Raw genomic sequence first — 14,807 nt, 5'->3', positions numbered from 1 at the left:
TTTCTGGACCAGATACTAGTCCAAAACTAGCCAGTTGGAAAGGAACTCAAAATTCAACCCACTGGTTGACAATTTATGTATCGCCCCCGTATTCAACCATATGGTTGAATTATCAACACCGCTACTGAATGCCGTTTTCCACGCGCTTGGCGACGCCACGCGCCGGCGCATGTTGCGCGAACTGGCCAGCGGCGAACGCACGGTCGGGCAGCTGGCGGAGCCGTTCGCGATCTCCCTGCAGGCGGCCTCAAAGCACATCAAGGCGCTGGAGAGCGCCGGCCTGGTCCGCCGCGAGGTGCGTGGCCGTACCCATCATTGCCACCTCGAGCCCGGGCCGCTCGCCGGCGCCCACGAATGGCTGAGCTTCTACGAGCAATTCTGGAGCAATCGTCTCGACATCCTCGAACGGCTGCTTCGGCAGGACGTCGAGACCGCCTCTCCACCCCGCAAAGGAGACAAGCAATGACCACCCTCACAGCTCCCGACGCCTACGGCACCCTGACCGAATCTGCCACCCTCAGGATCCAGCGTCTGCTGCCCGGCCCGATCGAGCGAGTCGGGGCGCATCTCACGGAAAGCGACCTGCGCCGCAAATGGCTTGCCGCAGGTGAGATGAAGCTGGAGGTCGGCGCGCCCTTCGAGTTGGTGTGGCGCCACGACGAGCTGACCGACCCGCCCGGTGCGCGGCCGGCCGGCTTCGGCGACGAGCACCGCATGCAGAGCCGCATTACTGAGCTCGACCCGCCGCGCCGGCTGTCGTTCACGTGGGACAACGGCGGCGACGTCACCTTCGAGCTCGAGCCCAGGGACCACAAGGTGCTCATCACCGTGATCCATCGCCGCCTGCCCGATCGCGGCACCATGCTGATGGTCGGCGCGGGTTGGCACATACACCTCGACGTTCTGGTTGCCCGCGTGAGCGGCACCGAGAGCGAACCGTTCTGGGACGGCTGGAGCCGCCTCAAGCAGGACTACGACAGGCGCCTGCCGGCCTGACCTGACCGATCCGCGGAAAGGCTGGCCTGCACTAGAGTGTCAGGAGATGCCTCTTTCCGGCGCTTCTGACCGCATCGACGGACACGGCCGCGTCGAAGGAGGAACGTTCACATCCGGGAGCGCTCGCATCAGTAGGCGTCTTCCTGGCGCAACAAGTCGACCATCTCGTTGGTGACGATTCGCCCACGCTTGGGAAATGGCCGAAAGCCGTAGAGCGCCTTTTTCACTTGTCGCGCCGACGGATGCGGGGAGGCCGTCAGCGCTGCGCGGGCGAGCTCCGATATGACCTCTCCTGCGGTTTTCTTTTCGCGACGCGCCCGCTCCTTCGCGGCCTGAAGGACGTCATCGGCGATATCGAGGGTGGTGCGCATGCATCAGATGCTAACGCGTCTCCGTTCGTGGCCCAACGGAACATGCGACGCCAACCAGCCCATGCCAGACTCCTGCATCACCGCCCACGGCAAGCGCAAGCCCGGGCACTACCGAGCCCCCAGCGCGGCGATGAAGAGGATGGTCGCGACGGTGCAAGCCACCGTCCGCACGTGGTTCCACATCGTCCAGTCCCGGCAATAGCGCGCCCATACCGCCGCTCCCTCGCTGCTCGCCGGATCGACCGCGGCAAGCGCGTTGTTGAGCGGCACGTTGAACAGCATCGTGACGACGAACATACCGACGACAAAGATCACGCCACCGGCCAGCAGGCGGAGCGATCCCGGCTCGCCCCAGCGCAGCAGCCCGACAACGGCCAGCGCGCCGCTGGTCACGGTGGTCCCGAAATAGAGTGGCATGAACAGCGACTTCACGATGTCGACGTTGATCGCGTTCATCGCTGCGATGCCGGCAGCCGGTCCGATGCGGTCGAGCGACGTCATGATGAAAGCTGAGAAGGCGAAGTAGAGCCCGGCTAGCAGGCCGCAACCCGCCGCCGAGAACCACAGCAGCCCGGCGATGACGAAACCGGTCATGGGTTTCTCCATTTTCCGTACAAATACGAGATATCCTCGTATTTGATAAACGCGATAAACTCTCGTATTAGATTCGTCAAGCGATGAGTGCTCGAAGGACAGGAGAAAGATCGAAGACGGCCCGACCCGGCGCGTCGACCACGGCGCGGCCCGCGCCGACGGCGCCCGCACTGGCGCGCAGAACGCCGACGCAGCAGCGCAGCCGCGAGCGTTTCGAGCGCATCCTCGCCTGTGCGACCGAGGTGATGGCGGAAAAAGGCAGCGAGGCCTTCCGCATGAGCGACATCGTCGAGCGGACGGGCATCGCCTTCGGCTCGCTCTACCAGTATTTCCCCGACAAGACGTCGATCATCGGCACGCTGGCCGAGCGCTACAACGCGATCAGCCACGCCTGCGTGCGGCGCGACCTGACCGCGATGACCCGGCATGCCGACCTGCATTCCACGCTGGGCCGCATCACCGATGGCTACTACCGCATGTTCCTCGAGGAGCCGGTGATGCGCGACATCTGGCAAGCGACCCAGGCCGATCGCGCGCTTCAGGAGCTCGACTCGGCCGACGTCGCCTTCCTCGCCAGCCTGCTGTCGGACGCACTGCGCCCCCTTGCACCGACCGTGCCAGACGAAACCCTGGTCGTCTTCGCCCAGACGATGATGATCCTGATTGCGGCCGCCGTTCGGCACGCCATCGCGCTGCCGCCGAAGGAAGGCCGCCGCGCGCTCGCCCTGTTCAAGCGTCTACTGCCGAAGGATCTGTCCGCGCTCGAGGATCAGGTCGTGTGACAAGAAAGTGCCATGGGGCGGTCGGCGGCGCCCCGACGCCAGGTCCGGTATGACGACAAGGGCAAGCTGCCAGTCGCGGCGGGAGGCCTCTCCGCCCACCCGGCCGTGCTAGGCTCCCCGCCCATGACCCGATATGCCGAGTACAAGCCTCTAACCTTCCATGACGCTGCGCGCCGTTTCACCGACGGCAACGACAGCCCGCGCGCCTACTTGGAGCGCTGCCTCGAGACCATCGCGGCGCGCGAGCCCATCGTTAAAGCGCTCACCGCGATCAACGAGTCGGGGGCCCGCGCCGACGCCGACGCCAGCGCGGCGCGCTGGAAGGCCGGCAGGCCGCTGTCGTCGATCGACGGCATGCCGGTCGGCATCAAGGACCTGCTCGAGACCCGGGACATGCCCACCGAGATGGGCTGTGCGGCGATGAAGGGAAACTTTCCCAAGCGTGATAATGCCGCCGTCTGGGCGCTGCGCCAGGCGGGCGCCGTGATCCTCGCCAAGACCGTGACGGCCGAGCTCGGCGGCTCGCATCCCGGGCCGACCACTAATCCGTTCGACCCGGCCCGCACGCCCGGCGGCTCCTCCTCCGGTTCGGCCGCAGCCGTCGGCGCCAACATGGTGCCGATGGCGATCGGCACCCAGGTCGGCGGCTCGATCATTCGGCCTGCCGCCTACTGCGGCAACTTTGCGCTGAAACCGACGCAGGGTGGCATCAACCGGGGCGAACGGCTGGCCACCAGCCAGAGCACGCACGGCCCGCATGCCAACTCGCTCGAGGACATGTGGCACTCCGCTATCGAGATGGCCAAGCGCTGCGGCGGCGACCGTGGCGCGCTTGGCCTGATGGGGCCGGACTCGCTTCCCGCTGCGATCAAGCCGGACCGGCTGATCGTGCTCGAGACCGAAGGTTGGCCCGACCTCGATGCGGCGACCAAGACCGGCTTCGCCCAGCTCCTGCGGGCGCTGGAGGCAGCCGGCGTCAGCCTGATCCGCCGCGCCGAACACCCGTTCGTCGAGATTCTGGAGCGGGCGATCGCCAGCGGCCGCGCCGTCTGCAACGGCATCACCAGCTGGAGAACCGCTGGTACCAGCGCGGAATGCTCGACGCCGCGCCCGACGGCCTCAGCGCCCGTGCCAAGGCGACCTTGCTCAGGGCCGAGTCGATGACACCCGACGACTATCGCGCCAATCTGCTGGCCCGCCAGCAGGCGCAGTTGGCGCACGCCGCCGTGGCCTCGCTCGCCGACGCCGCAATCACGCTCGCCTGCCCCGGCCCCGCGCCGCTGTGGTCGGGCGACATCCCGGGCCAGCCGCTGGCGCTGCGGCCGACCGGCGACTACGTGTTCAATGCGCCCTCGTCGATGCTGTTCGCGCCAGTCGTGACGGTGCCGCTGATGAGCGTCGGCGGTCTGCCGGTGGGCGTGCAGATCATGGGCCAGCAACACGAGGATGCCCGCGTAACCGGCCTCGCCCGCTGGTTCACCGCGAACATCGACCGCATCGCCACCGCGGCCAGAGAGGCGCAGAGGAGAATCGCATGATCGCAAGACGGCGACACCTCCCCGGCTCCGCCGGGGCGGACGAAGAAGAGGCAATGACCTTGGACACGTTGCCCGAGGCCCCACCTCTCGCCCCCAGGCGCCCGCTGGTCCGGACATTCCATGGCGTCACGCTCGCCGACGACTACGCCTGGCTGAAGGATGCGAACTGGCAGCGGGTATTGCGCGACCCGTCGCTGCTCGATCCCGCCATCCGCGCCTATCTCGAGGCGGAGAACCATTACGCCGAAGCGGTGCTGCGGCCGACCGAGGCGCTGCAGAAGGCGCTGGTCGCCGAGATGCGCGGGCGCATCAAGGAAGACGACTCCACCGTGCCACAGCCCGATGGTCCGTTCGCCTACCTGTCGCGCTATCGCGAGGGCGGCCAGCATCCGCTGATCGGCCGCACGCCGCGCGACGGCGGCGACACCACGACGCTGCTCGATGGCGACACGCTCGCAGCCGGTTCCGCCTACTTCAAGTTCGGCGGCACGCGGCATTCCCCGGACCACCGGCTCGAGGCCTGGAGTGCCGACGTGCGCGGCTCCGAGTACTACACCACGCGGGTGCGCAGCTGGCAGACCGGCGAGGATCTCGGCGACGTCCTCGAGCAGACCTCGGGCGGCGTCGTCTGGGGGCTGGACTCGACGTTCTTCTATTACACCGGCGTCGACGAGAACCACCGGCCTCTGAAGGTCTATCGCCATCGCCTGGGCAGCGCGCAGAGTGACGACGTCCTGGTCTATGAGGAGAAGGACACCGGCTGGTTCGCGCGGGTCGAGGAAAGCGCGAGCGGCCGCTACTGCGTCATCAACACTGGCGACCACGACACCTCCGAGAACTGGCTGATCGACCTGTCGCGACCCGACGCCGTGCCCCGCCTGGTGGCGGCGCGCGAGACGGGCATCCGCTACGGCGTGTACGACCGCGGCGACGAGCTCTTCATCCACACCAACGAAGGCGACGCCATCGACTACCGCATTGCGACGGCACCGATCGCGACGCCGGAGCGCAAGCAGTGGCGCCCGCTGATTCCGCACCGGCCGGGCGTCTACATTGTGAGCGTGGCGCTCTACGCCGGCTATCTGGTGCGCCTGGAGCGCGCCAACGCGCTGCCGGCAATCGTGATCCGCCGACTCGCCGACGGCAACGAGCACTCGATCGAGTTCGCCGAGGAGGCCTACTCGCTCGACATCGTCGACGGCTTCGAGTTCGACACGACGCGGCTTCGCTTCACCTACTCCTCGATGACCACGCCGGCCGAGATCTACGATTACGACATGGCAAGCCGGCAGCGCATCCTGCGCAAGCGGCAGGAAATTCCGTCCGGCCACGATCCCGCCGGCTATGTGACGCGGCGCCTGCTGGCGACGGCGCACGACGGCGCCCAGGTGCCCGTCTCGATCCTGCACCGCCGCGACGTCTGCCCGGATGGAACGGCGCCGCTGCTGCTCTACGGCTACGGTTCGTACGGCATGGCGATGCCGGCATCGTTCGCCGCCAATCGCCTGTCCCTGGTCGACCGCGGCTTCGTCTACGCCATCGCCCATATCCGCGGTGGCGCCGACAAGGGCTGGGGCTGGTATCTCGACGGCAAGCGCGAGAAGAAGACGAACACCTTCGCCGATTTCGAGGCCGTGGCGCGGGCGCTGATCACCCAGCGCTACACCGCGGCGGGCCACATCGTCGCCCATGGCGGCAGCGCGGGCGGCATGCTGATGGGCGCCGTCGCCAACCGCGCGCCCGGGCTGTTCGCCGGGATCGTCGCCGAGGTGCCGTTCGTCGACGTGCTGGCCACTATGCTGGACGACACGCTGCCGCTCACTCCGCCGGAGTGGCCGGAATGGGGAAACCCGATCACCGACGAGGCCGCCTTCCGGCACATCCGCTCTTACTCGCCCTACGACAACGTCGTGGCGCAGCGATATCCGGCGATCCTGGCGATGGCGGGCCTCACCGACCCGCGCGTCACCTACTGGGAACCGGCCAAGTGGGTCGCCCGATTGCGCGCCACCATGACAGGCGGCGGCCCGATCGTGTTGCGCACGAACATGGGCGCCGGCCACGGCGGCGCCGCCGGCCGTTTCGACCGGCTGAACGAGGTGGCGATCGCCTACGCGTTCGCGTTGCATGCCGTGGGCAGGAACAGCGACCAGGCAGACTGACGCTCGCACCGGAAGCGGATGCCAACGCCATGCGAGTGACCGTCCAAGCGGAACTCCGCTCGCTGCAGCCACGGCTTGATCAGCCTCAGCACGCGCCGGCCGACGATGTGCCGGGCCACCGAACGCATCAGCTCTGGATGCGGGATCGTGTCGAAGCACTTCGACAGATCGGCATTCACCCTGATGATTCCCGACAGCCCGACTTCCGGCGCTTGACGCAAGCCGGGAGCTGTGTCCGCTTGATCTGGAGCTGAGGGAACGCAACGTCGTCGCGTGGTTGGCCGCAGGACCGGGTGGCGCCCTTCCTGCTCCGCTGTCATCCTCAAAAAGGCGAGGGATCGACCGGCGGGCGCCCACTGAATAGCCGTCGGGTCCTTCGATCCGCTCAGGACGACGAATGCTGGATCAGTGAGGGACGGCATGAAAACCTACGACGCGATCGTTATCGGGACAGGCCAGGCCGGGCCTGCCCTCGCACGACGGCTGGCGGGCGCGGGCCAGAAGGTGGCGATCATCGAGCGCGGGCGATTCGGCGGCACCTGCGTCAACACCGGATGCACGCCGACCAAGACGCTGGTCGCCAGCGCCTATGCCGTGCATGTAGCGCGCCGCGGCGCCGATTACGGGTTCACCATCGGCGGCGAGATCACTGTCGACATGAAACGCGTCAAGGCGCGCAAGGATGACATCGCCGGTCGCTCCACACGGGGTGTCGAGCGCTCGCTGCGGCGGCTCGAGAACGGTGCCGTCTACCAGGGCCACGCCCGCTTCATGGCGCCTCGCGAGGTCGCGGTTGGCGACGACGTGCTGAGGAGCGACCGCATTTTCATCAACGTCGGCGGCCGAGCTTCCGTGCCCGACATTCCCGGCATCGACAAGATCGATTTCCTCACCAACAGCTCGATGATGGACGTCGATTTCCTGCCCCGGCACCTGCTGGTGCTGGGCGGCAGCTACATCGGCCTGGAGTTCGCCCAGATGTATCGCCGCTTCGGCAGCAAGGTCACGATCGTCGAACTGGGGCCGCGCCTCGTCCCGCGCGAGGACGAGGAGGTTTCACAGGCGATCGCTGCCTTCCTCGGTCGCGAGGGCATCGAGGTCCGCACCAGCGCGAACTGTCTCAGCCTCTCGAGGCACGACGGCGACATTGTCATGAAGCTGGCCTGCGAGCAGGGTGCGCCGGAGGTCGCAGGCTCGCACCTGCTGGTGGCGACGGGCCGGCGTCCCAACACCGACGATCTCGGGCTCGACCGCGCCGGGGTGAAGACCGATGGTCGCGGCTACATCGAGGTCGACGACGAGCTGAGGACCAGCGTGCCCGGCATCTGGGCGATGGGCGACTGCAACGGGCGGGGCGCCTTCACCCATACCGCCTGGAACGACTTCGAGATCGTGGCGGCCAATCTGCTCGACGGTGAGAAGCGCCGCGTCGGCGAGCGAATTCCCGCGTACGCGCTCTACACCGATCCACCGCTCGGCCGCGCTGGCATGACGGAAGCGGAGGTGCGGCGCAGCGGCCGCCCGGCGCTGGTCGGCAGGATCGCCATGGAGGACGTCTCGCGCGCCTCGGAGAAGGGCGAGACCGAGGGCTTCATGAAGGTGCTGATCGACGCCGAATCGAAACTGATTCTGGGCGCCACGTTCCTCGGTACCGCCGGCGACGAAGCTATCCACTGCGTGCTCGACGTCATGTACGCCAAGGCACCCTACACCGTGCTGCAGCGTGCCGTGCATATCCATCCCACGGTCTCCGAGTTCATCCCGACGCTGCTCGGCGACCTGGTTCCGCTGAAGGAGAAGCCGGCGTAGCGAGCTGCGAGCTCTACAGCGCCGGCAAGCCCGGCGGCATGCGCCGTGCGCTCGAGGCCTGCTCGTAGGCGTAGGCCAGGCGCAGCAGCCTGGCCTCGCTCCAGGCGGGGCCGGCGAAGGTGAGGCCGAGCGGAAAGTCCGGCGTCTCCTTGTCGCCGACCCGGTTGATGAATCCCGCCGGCACCAGGACGCTCGGATATCCTGCCTTGGCGGCAATGGCGGCGCCGGCACCGGCGGGAAACACCACGGCGTCGAGAGCGTGCCGGCTCATGTAGGCGTCGAGGCCACGCTCCTTGGCGGAGAGCAGATCCATGGCGCGCGCCGAGCGGTACTCCAGCTCCGACAGGTCGCCGCGCGTCGCCTCGGCGGCGAGGAAGAGATCCTGACCGAAGCGCAACGCCTTGTCGGCGTTGGCTTGGTTGAAGGCGATGATGTCCGCCATCGTCCTGATTCCGGTGCCGACCGCCCAGTCGCGCAGATAGAGATTGAGATCGCGCTTGAGCTCGTAGAGGAACACGATCGGCGGCGTGGCCGTGCTGCCCTTGCCGCGGCTGAGCGGATTGCGATTGAGCACACCCATGGTCGTGCCGGGTCCGCCGATCCAGCCCGCGGTCGGCATGCTGGCGCGCACTAGGATGGCGCCACAATCCTGCAGGACCTCGAGCGCCTTCGCCATCACCGGCTTGGAATGAGTCGGCAGCCGGCCGAAATAGACATCGTTCAGCGGATCGTCGGGATCGCTCGGCACGCCAATACGCGCGCCCTTCAGCCCGTCCCTGTCGAGGTCCCTGGTGTAGTCGTCCGGGCGCTGCAGCGCCTCCGTCGCGGGGTCCGCCGGATCGCGCGCCGCCAGCACGTTCAGCAGGATCGCCGCATCGCGCACGGTGCGGGTTAGCGGGCCAGCCGTGTCCTGGCTGTGCGAGATCGGCAGAATGCCGGCGCGACTGATCAGCCCGACCGTAGGCTTGACGGTAACGACTCCATTCTGCGTTGCCGGGCTCAGAAGCGAGCCCGAGGTCTCGGTGCCGATCGCCGCCGCGCAGAGGCCGGCCGCGACGGCGACAGCAGAGCCCGAGCTCGACCCTCCCGGCAGCACGATGGGAATGCCGCGATCGTCGAGCATCGCCGGTGAATAGGGGTTCCGCACCTGGCCGCCCAGCGAGCTGTAGCCCGACGGCATGTCGATCGCGATGATGTTGGCGAACTCGGTAAGATTCGCCTTGCCCAGGATCACCGCCCCCGCCGCGCGCAGCTGCTTGATCACGGTGGCATCGTCCCTGGCGTGCGCGCCTTCGAGCGCCAGCGATCCCGCCGTTGTGGCCTGCTTGTCGCCGGTGGCGATGTTGTCCTTGACCAGGATCGGCACACCGGCGAGCGGCAGGCGCGCCGACGGCTTGACGGAATCGAGGCCGGCAGCGATCGACAGCGCATCGGGGTTGACCTGCCGGACGGAGGCAAGTCCCGGTCCGGCAAGGTCATAGGCCTCGATACGCGCCAGATAGGCACGAGCGAGGCTGCTGGCGGTGATTCCCGCGCCGGCGAGAGCCTGTTGCACCTCGGCGAGCGAGGCACTCTCGACGGCCGGGCTGGGCTGCGCCTCGGCCTGCCCAGATGCCATGGCGCCAATCACGACGGGGAACTTGGCAAGGTCGCGTCGCGTGAGTTCGCCGCGCCCATCGCGGGTTCCTTCCGGCTTTTCCTGCTCGGCCATTCCTGCTTCTCCGACGCGCGTGTAAGCAGAACATATCAGAGAAACGACTGGAACAGCCTCGCGCCTGAAGCATCACGCGCTTGGATCAGGCGCGCCATGCCCGCGCCTTCTCATGACCCGGCTGAGCCACCATCGGTTTCCGCAAACCCGCGCTCACGGGGGCGCGATCGAGAGCCGGCGTGAAGCCGGCTGCGGCACCTGAAAAGCACGAGGTCAGCCGCGCGGCAGGTCGGCCGCCGGCCCATAGTCGGGCCACGAGGCATCCCGGTTGGACGCCCTGCGGCGCCGGCTGGCCCGATCGGGCTCGGCCGGCCAGGAGATCGATCGCAGGGTCCGCTCCGTTCCTTCGGCTAGGTCGCTCGCCAGGTCGCCCAGGGAGATCATGCCGACGAGGCGCTTGCGGCCGTCGACCACGGGCAAGCGGCGAATTTGACGCCGTCCCATCTCGCGTTCGATTGCCTCGACGGAGTCGTCCTCGAAGCACCAGCACACATCCTCCGTCATCACCGCATGCACTGGCGTGACGTCGGGTCGCATGCCATCGGCGGTGGCCCGCACAGTGATGTCGCGATCGGTGATGATGCCGACCAGGCGCCTGCCGTCGCAAACCGGCAGCGCCCCGACATCGAGGTCGTCCATCATGCATGCGGCTTTGCGCACGGGGGCGTCTGGATGCACGGTGACGACGTTTCGGGTCATGACTTCGCCTGCACGCATTTGATCCTCCTTCCGACTATTCGATTCCCGGTCGGGCCGGCTGGCGCGGCGCCAGCGTCTCGGCTATAGAAATTAGCGATCGCTCCAATGGTTGCGGGCGGCATCAACTTCTCCCGGGATGGACGTCCGTCGATGACGGCGCGGCTTGAAACCACCGCATATCGTGCGCGTTGGTTCCAATCATCGTTCAGGACGTTTTTGCGACGCGCCGAACACAGCCGTCGGCGCGCGACGGGAGCAGCGACATGAGGGCAAAAAGGAAAAGCACCCCGCGAAAATGGTCGTCCGACGTGACGCGTCACAGCGACGCCCTCGACCTGGAGAAGGACGTCTTCAAGAAGTCGCCCGCGGCGATCGCCCAGTCACTGAAGCGCTCGGCGGAACGAAGCCGCCGGCGAAAGGCGAGTCCATATCAGTCGGCAATGTCGATGCTGACGTTCTTCATCAATCGCGCCGGCAAGGGCCTTCCGGCGACGCGGCGCAAAATGCTGGAAGCCGCCAAGGGCAAGCTCAGGCAGGCGTTCGGGCGCGTGGCCTAGCGCCGCTTCTTCACGAGCGCCGCCGGTACTGTTGCCGGCTGAGGAAGGCGGCTTGGCAAAAAGCGCTGGAGCTGGCGCTCTCGCGGGCCGGGAAGGTCTCGAACTGACAGCGCAGGGCTGTCGCTGGCGGAGCGTGCTCGCTCCGCCAGCGGCATTCGAGGTCGTTTCTACTCGGTGCGAACGTAGCCGTAGCGCAGGTTCGACGGCTCCCTCGCCGCCAGCGCGTACTCCTTCTTGAGGGCGGCCAGGCCATCCTCCGAGTACGCCGGCATCCTCGTGTTGGACGCCGCCTTCAGCTTGATATTGTACATGCGGGTGGCGTTGGCGGAGAAGATCAACTGCTTGGTCGCGCTGGTGGCGTGCCCGAGTGCGGGGAAGCCGTACTTCTTCTGCATGTCCTCCGGGATCTCGAGCCGGCGCATCGCCTCGATCTGCCACTGCGGCGAGCCATACCACACCGAATCGGTGCCCCAGAGCACGTGGTCGGCACCCATGCCCTTGATCAGCGTGCCGACCAGGGCGGCACAGAACTTCGGATGCGCCACCGCCGAGTTGGCGAACGCCGTGCCGAGCTCGGCATAGACGTTGGTAACTCCGAACTTCTGCGGGATCTCGGCCAGATCGGTCGCCCAGCGGATTCGGCCGGTCTGCTCGAACTCCGACCAGGCCTGGTCGGGCCGCTCGAAGGCCGGACGGAGGCAGGCGTGGTACATGACGAAGTTCATCTGCGGCCAGTCCTTGGCGGCCTTGCCGATGTCGGCGGCCGTCGCGTACTCCCACACACCCGCGTACGACTTCTCGTAATCGGGCGGCAGCAGCCCCTTGTGGATGCAGATCGTGGTGATGCCGGCCTTCACCGCCTTGTCGTAGAACGGATACATCACCTTCTCGTCGTCGAGCCGCCAGGGATACTTCGACGGGTTGAGCGGGTCGCCGATCGTGTAGCCCTTCCAGGAGTCGGGCTTGTGGACCGCGATCGCCTTGTCGACCTCGTCCATCCAGCCCTTCTGGTTGGGCGTGATCAGGGCGTGTGAGAGCAGGCGGCGCGACCCGGCGAAGCCGTTGATCAGCTCGCGCGCCTTGGCCATCTGCTCGTTCGACAGGAACCACCAGGTCGGATCGTCGAACGGCGCGCCGCTCAGCAGCGCCAGGCTGGTGTCGCTGTCGTAGAAGACCTCCTTCACGTAGTTCTGGAACTTGTAGCGCCCGAGCGAGCCTACGCCCTCCTCCTTCAGCTTCGGGTTCCAGTGCTCGCTCGCGTACTTGGCGAGATCCAGGAGCCCCTTGTGGTCGAAGTCGTCGCGCACGAAATGGGTCTGCACGTCGAAGATGAATTGCCCGGCAAGCCCCTCGGCGCGGGCCTTGGTAATCTCCGGCTGGCGGGCCTCGGCGGGATTCACCTGGAAGACATTGCCGTAGATCTCGTTCATGGCGACGAACGCGGCGGCCATGCCGCACCCCGTGCGCAGGAACTGCCGGCGATTCAGGCCGAGCCGGCCGGCATTGGCGTCGGCGAGTTCGTTGATGCGCGCCTCGACCTTCCTTTGGGTGGCGCTCTGCGGCGGCGGCAGATACTCGCCGTTGGAGACGATCTGGGTCGGAATCGGCGTCGCCGCCGAAGCTTCCTCGGCGCCCGCAACGAGGCGCTGTTCCCTCTCACTGAGCCAAGTACCCATCGGTTTCCTCCGTCTTGTTGAAGATCGTGAAGGCCCGATCGGCGCACGCCATCCGGCGCGCGCCCCGGCAGCGACTAGGATGGCTTGAACGCCCGGTTAGGTACGCTGTGTACTCGAAATGTCGAGCGGCAAGGCGCCGGGCTATCGGCCGTGGTCATCCGATCGCGACATGCCGGCGCCATGGACGCCGCTTCGCGGACGGGCCTCGTTTCCTCCTGGGTGTCTCCCGGAAAACTGGGCATGCCGTTACCCCGGTTACACGCCGGGGAGACTAGAGAGGATCGGCCCTCCCCGTCCAGTGCCGCTTCCGCACATCTCGAGCGCAGAATCCCGCGACTTCCCTCCTCCAGCGGAACCGGTGAGGTGCCGGCATCCTCGCCGATGCAGAGGTCGCGGCTGGGCGCCCCCGCACCCGTGAAGCTCTCCTCGCCGACGACGCAGCCCAAGAGGGCCGCTGGTCTGACGCGCCGCCAGTGTTCCTCAGCGGAATCGGGAAGCAAGGGAGCGCATCCGTTTGCTCTTGGCGCTCGGGCATCACACTATAGCTGCCGCTACCGACACAGCCTCATGGAGCGACGCGTTGCCGTCCACGATTTCCCAGCCGGTCGCCGCGTCGCTGACGCGCGCCGCCATCTTCCTCGTCGTGACCGTGAATGACGGGCCGGCGCACGAGGTCACCGCGCGCGGCCTGTGCGGCGATCTGGCAGCGCTGGTGCGCTCGGTCGGATTTCGCGCCCCCGACGCCCGACTGTCGTGCATCATGGCGTTCGGCTCGCACGCCTGGGATCGGCTTTTCGGCGCGCCGAGGCCGGCGGAGCTTCACCCCTTTCGGGAGATCCGAGGCCAGCATCATGCCGTCGCGACGCCTGGCGACATCCTGTTCCATATCCGCTCCATGCGCATGGATCTGTGCTTCGAGCTGGCGGCGCAGATCATGGCGAAGCTCGACGGAGCCGTCGCGACGGCCGACGAAGTGCATGGCTTCCAATATTTCGATGACCGCGACCTGCTGGGCTTCGTCGACGGAACCGAGAACCCTGTCGACCAGGCGGCGCTCGACGCCACCCTGATCGGCGCGGAGGACGCGGATTTTGCCGGTGGCAGCTACGTGATCGTGCAGAAGTACCTGCACGACCTCAAAGCCTGGAACTCCGTGCCAGTCGAGGAACAGGAGAAGATGGTCGGGCGGACCAAGCTATCCGACATCGAGCTCGACGATGCCGTGAAGCCGACATCCGCACACAACGCGCTCACCATCATCGAGGAGAACGGCGAGGAGCTGAAGATCGTGCGCGCCAACATGCCGTTCGGCGAGGTCGGCAAGGGCGAGTTCGGCACCTACTTCTGCGGCTATGCCCGCTCGCCGCGGCGGACCGAGCAGATGCTCGAGAACATGTTCGTCGGCCGGCCGCCGGGCAACTACGACCGGTTGCTGGATTTCAGCCGCGCCGTGACCGGCACGCTGTTCTTCGTGCCGACAGCGACCTTCCTGGAAGATGTCGTTGCCGACGCGCCCGCATCGCCTGCCGCCGAGCCGGCCTCGGAGGAGGCTCGCGAAGCGGGTGATCCCGAACCGCCGCCGTCTCGACCCGACGGTTCGCTGGGCATCGGTTCCCTGAACAAGGAGCGAGGACGGGACTGAGCTGCCCACAGGAGGGACGGCTCGTCGCAGATCGACGCAAGTCGAGTTTGTGCTTCAGGGCCTGCACGGATTTGCCCAACGCAATCCATCGAAGCGGGCGAAGTCGGTATCGGTGGAGTACAGGACATAGCCGCGTTCCATCGCGAGCACCGCAAGATGGGCATCGGTGGTCAGGTGTCCGGCTGTTCCCAGCCTTTCGAGGACGTCGCGAAGACGCGAGAAATGAGACTCTGACGGTTGCACGATGTGAACGTGCGGCAAGTCCAACCA

General features: G+C 66.9%; 16 protein-coding genes. 9 read left to right on the top strand and 7 right to left on the bottom strand.

The genetic code is table 11. From position 1 onward, the window contains the following. Nucleotides 1-100 precede the first annotated feature (100 nt). Both AB7O82_RS12515 and AB7O82_RS12510 read left to right on the top strand, forming a co-directional pair. Nucleotides 101-466 (top strand): ArsR/SmtB family transcription factor, encoded by a 366-nt coding sequence (locus tag AB7O82_RS12515; RefSeq protein WP_428555092.1) that lies wholly within the window; start codon nucleotides 101-103, stop codon nucleotides 464-466. Continuing rightward, nucleotides 463-996: an SRPBCC family protein gene (locus tag AB7O82_RS12510; RefSeq protein ID WP_428555078.1), complete on the top strand. Its 534-nt coding sequence runs from the start codon at nucleotides 463-465 to the stop codon at nucleotides 994-996. Before AB7O82_RS12515 ends, AB7O82_RS12510 begins: the two co-directional genes overlap by 4 nt. A 128-nt stretch (nucleotides 997-1,124) precedes the next feature. Here the strand turns inward: AB7O82_RS12510 and AB7O82_RS12505 are convergent, their stop codons facing one another. Together AB7O82_RS12505 and AB7O82_RS12500 are read right to left on the bottom strand one after the other, a co-directional pair. Further along, nucleotides 1,125-1,367 (bottom strand): CopG family transcriptional regulator, encoded by a 243-nt coding sequence (locus AB7O82_RS12505; protein WP_428555075.1) that lies wholly within the window; start codon nucleotides 1,365-1,367, stop codon nucleotides 1,125-1,127. Nucleotides 1,368-1,475: 108 nt separating this feature from the next. Then, nucleotides 1,476-1,961, bottom strand: coding sequence for a DUF1772 domain-containing protein (locus AB7O82_RS12500; RefSeq protein ID WP_428555073.1), 486 nt, complete (start codon nucleotides 1,959-1,961; stop codon nucleotides 1,476-1,478). 83 nt (nucleotides 1,962-2,044) lie between these two features. On the opposite strand from AB7O82_RS12500, the gene AB7O82_RS12495 reads away from it, so the two are divergent. From AB7O82_RS12495 to AB7O82_RS12480, 4 genes are all read left to right on the top strand, one after another. Next, entirely contained in the window at nucleotides 2,045-2,743 is a 699-nt protein-coding gene (locus AB7O82_RS12495; RefSeq protein ID WP_428555070.1) for a TetR/AcrR family transcriptional regulator, read from the top strand. Nucleotides 2,744-2,866: 123 nt separating this feature from the next. Then, complete coding sequence (locus AB7O82_RS12490) at nucleotides 2,867-3,907, top strand: amidase family protein (protein WP_428619487.1); 1,041 nt, start codon at nucleotides 2,867-2,869, stop codon at nucleotides 3,905-3,907. Further along, on the top strand, nucleotides 3,904-4,281 hold the full coding sequence (locus AB7O82_RS12485; RefSeq protein WP_428549537.1) for a hypothetical protein: 378 nt from the start codon (nucleotides 3,904-3,906) through the stop codon (nucleotides 4,279-4,281). The genes AB7O82_RS12490 and AB7O82_RS12485 overlap by 4 nt, the downstream gene beginning before the upstream one ends. Nucleotides 4,282-4,334: 53 nt before the next feature. Further along, a complete protein-coding gene (locus AB7O82_RS12480) occupies nucleotides 4,335-6,443 on the top strand; it encodes a S9 family peptidase (protein WP_428549535.1) in 2,109 nt (702 codons plus the stop codon). Here the strand turns inward: AB7O82_RS12480 and AB7O82_RS12475 are convergent. Beyond that, nucleotides 6,392-6,622 (bottom strand): hypothetical protein, encoded by a 231-nt coding sequence (locus AB7O82_RS12475; protein WP_428549533.1) that lies wholly within the window; start codon nucleotides 6,620-6,622, stop codon nucleotides 6,392-6,394. The two genes, AB7O82_RS12480 and AB7O82_RS12475, sit on opposite strands and share 52 nt — an antisense overlap. A 241-nt stretch (nucleotides 6,623-6,863) precedes the next feature. Here AB7O82_RS12475 and AB7O82_RS12470 point away from each other — a divergent pair, with 241 nt between their 5' ends. Next, nucleotides 6,864-8,252 (top strand): FAD-containing oxidoreductase, encoded by a 1,389-nt coding sequence (locus tag AB7O82_RS12470; protein ID WP_428549531.1) that lies wholly within the window; start codon nucleotides 6,864-6,866, stop codon nucleotides 8,250-8,252. Between the two features lie 13 nt (nucleotides 8,253-8,265). Here the strand turns inward: AB7O82_RS12470 and AB7O82_RS12465 are convergent, their stop codons facing one another. Both AB7O82_RS12465 and AB7O82_RS12460 read right to left on the bottom strand, forming a co-directional pair. Continuing rightward, a complete protein-coding gene (locus AB7O82_RS12465; RefSeq protein WP_428549529.1) occupies nucleotides 8,266-9,963 on the bottom strand; it encodes an amidase family protein in 1,698 nt (565 codons plus the stop codon). 213 nt (nucleotides 9,964-10,176) lie between these two features. Beyond that, nucleotides 10,177-10,680, bottom strand: a complete 504-nt coding sequence (locus AB7O82_RS12460) for a CBS domain-containing protein (RefSeq protein ID WP_428549527.1) — start codon at nucleotides 10,678-10,680, stop codon at nucleotides 10,177-10,179. A 245-nt stretch (nucleotides 10,681-10,925) separates the two neighbouring features. Between AB7O82_RS12460 and AB7O82_RS12455 the strand changes: the two genes are divergently transcribed. Next, a complete protein-coding gene (locus tag AB7O82_RS12455; RefSeq protein WP_428549525.1) occupies nucleotides 10,926-11,219 on the top strand; it encodes a DUF3175 domain-containing protein in 294 nt (97 codons plus the stop codon). 167 nt (nucleotides 11,220-11,386) lie between these two features. Here AB7O82_RS12455 and AB7O82_RS12450 read toward each other — a convergent pair whose 3' ends face one another. Further along, the gene (locus tag AB7O82_RS12450) at nucleotides 11,387-12,895 is read right to left on the bottom strand and encodes an amidohydrolase family protein (protein WP_428549523.1); all 1,509 of its coding nucleotides are present in this window, start codon (nucleotides 12,893-12,895) and stop codon (nucleotides 11,387-11,389) included. Nucleotides 12,896-13,475: 580 nt separating this feature from the next. Here AB7O82_RS12450 and AB7O82_RS12445 point away from each other — a divergent pair. Then, nucleotides 13,476-14,537, top strand: a complete 1,062-nt coding sequence (locus AB7O82_RS12445; RefSeq protein ID WP_428549521.1) for a Dyp-type peroxidase — start codon at nucleotides 13,476-13,478, stop codon at nucleotides 14,535-14,537. A 54-nt stretch (nucleotides 14,538-14,591) separates the two neighbouring features. Here AB7O82_RS12445 and AB7O82_RS12440 read toward each other — a convergent pair. After that, the coding region (locus AB7O82_RS12440; protein WP_428619485.1) for a PIN domain-containing protein at nucleotides 14,592-14,807 on the bottom strand (216 nt) is incomplete at its 5' end.

This window comes from Reyranella sp., assembly GCF_050185545.1.
GTDB lineage: Bacteria > Pseudomonadota > Alphaproteobacteria > Reyranellales > Reyranellaceae > Reyranella.
Note: the sequence above shows the minus strand (reverse complement) of the source record. Positions and strands in the feature narration are given on the sequence as shown.